This is a genomic window from Yeosuana marina, from assembly GCF_011762485.1.
Lineage (GTDB): Bacteria > Bacteroidota > Bacteroidia > Flavobacteriales > Flavobacteriaceae > Yeosuana > Yeosuana marina.
Window position 1 is genome coordinate 1 of record NZ_JAAKGI010000032.1, and the last position, 2,375, is coordinate 2,375.

Here is a 2,375-nt window from a genome sequence, read left to right on the forward strand (position 1 = left end):
ACCATCACCGATGACGACGCCTCAGAAGTAAGTATTACAGCCACAGATGCGTCCGCTTCAGAGCCAAGCGATGACGGACAGTTCACAGTCGGTTTAACAAATGCCTCCGATGTAGCTACCACAGTAAGCTATACGATAGGCGGCACAGCCACCGCAGGTACCGATTACACCGCATTAACCGGTACAGTAACGATTCCAGCAGGCTTAACATCAGTGACTATTGATGTAGCAGTCTTAGATGATACCGTATTAGAATCCAGTGAGACCGTTATTGTAACAATCGATGCTATTACATCAGGCGATGCCGATGTATCGATAGACACCAACAACGATGAAGCTACCGTTACCATCAGTGATAACGATGCGGCAAGTTTAAGCATTAGTGATGTCACTGTCACCGAAGGTAACGACGCTATATTTACAGTAACCCTAACAGGCGCAGTACAAGGTGGCTTTACCATCGACTATACCACAGCCGATGCCACAGCCGATGCCGGATCAGATTATACAAGCAACAGCAATACCTTAACCTTTGTAGGTACCGATACAGAAAGTCACACCATTACGGTAGCCACTACCGACGATGCGCTGTTAGAACTCAGTGAAACCTTTGAAGTGAATCTAAGTAGCATCAGTAATGCTTTGGTTACTTTTGATGCACAAGCCATAGGCAGCATCACCGATAATGATGCCGCAGCGTTAACAGTATCCGATATAACAGTAACAGAAGGCGACGATGTTGTCTTTACAGTGACCTTAACAGGCAATGTACAAGGCGGCTTTAGTATAGATTATGCTACGGCAGACGGTTCAGCCGTTGTGAGCGATGATTACACCACAGAATCAGGCACATTAACCTTTACAGGTACGAGCTTAGAATCTTATACCGTAACCGTAGCCACCACAGAAGATGCGATAGCCGAAGCCCAAGAAAGCTTTACGCTAAATCTGTCAAACATCACCAACACGTTAGTGACGTATGATGCACAAGCGATAGGTACGATTACCGACGATGATGCCTTAACGATTAGCATCGCCGATACTGCCATTACAGAAACAGAAGGCGTACAATCTTCAAACTTTGTAGTGACTATGAGTGGTGAAGCTCAGCAGGATGTGGTGTTAAGTTTTGCTACGACCGCAGGAACAGCAACAGCAGGCAGCGATTATATCGCCCAAACAGGCGTACTGGTAACGATTCCATCAGGAAGCACAAGTGTTAATATCCCAGTGACGATATTAGGTGATATTATTTTAGAACCTACAGAAACCTTTGTAGGTACGATCGCGATCAACACAGTTAACGGACAACCAATTACGATTGCAGACGCATCGGCAGATTACGTGATTACGGATAATGATGCCGCCAGTATTGCCATCGCAGATGTTACGGTAGATGAGGGCGCAGGCACAGCGAGCTTTACAGTCACCTTAACCGGCAATGTACAAGACGCCTTTAGTGTTGATTATGCCACAAGTGATGTCACTGCAGCAGCAGGATCAGATTATACAGCCACCACAAATACGCTCACCTTTGCAGCAGGTTCTTTAAGCGGAAGCACCCAAAGCTTTATCGTAGCGATTACGGATGATACCACAGTAGAACCTACAGAGACTTATACGGTAACCTTAAGTGGTATAACCGGCGGCTTAGTAACAATCTCCGATGCCACAGCAACCGGAACGATTACGGACAACGACGCCTCACAAGTCAGTATCGCAGCGACTACACAAGGCGATGAAGACGGACCTGTTAACGGACTGTTCACTATAACCTTGACCAACCCAGTGAGTGTAGCCACAACAGTGACCTACACCATATCAGGCACCGCAACAGCCGGCACCGATTACACAGCCTTAACAGGTACCGTAACCATTGCCGCAGGAGATACATCCGCTACGATTGATGTGATTGTCACAGACGATAGTATTGTAGAGAGCAGTGAGACTGTGATTGTGACCTTAACAAGCACGAACACCGCCGTAACCTTAGGAACATCATCAGCAACGGTAACCATTGCCGATGATGATGCATCCGAAGTAAGCATTGCAGCCACTACACAAGCCAGTGAGCCAAGCACAAACGGACTGCTCACAGTAACGTTAAGCAACCCTGTATCAGTAGCGACCACAGTAAGCTATACAATAGCAGGTACGGCTACAGCAGATGTAGATTATACAGCATTAACAGGAAGTATTACCATAGCAGCAGGCGCCACCACAGGAACGATTCCAGTAACGGTGATCAATGATAACTTGGTAGAGACTAATGAGACAGTGATCGTGACCTTAACAGCAACAGACACGGCAGTAACGATAAGCACAACTGACGCAGCGACTGTTACCATCACCGATGACGACGCCTCAGAAGTAAG

General features: G+C 46.9%; 1 protein-coding gene. It reads left to right on the top strand.

Translation table 11 applies throughout. The features are described 5' to 3' along the window. A partial coding sequence (locus G5V56_RS15630) for a beta strand repeat-containing protein (RefSeq protein WP_206285915.1) occupies positions 1-2,375 on the top strand: 2,375 nt, incomplete at both ends.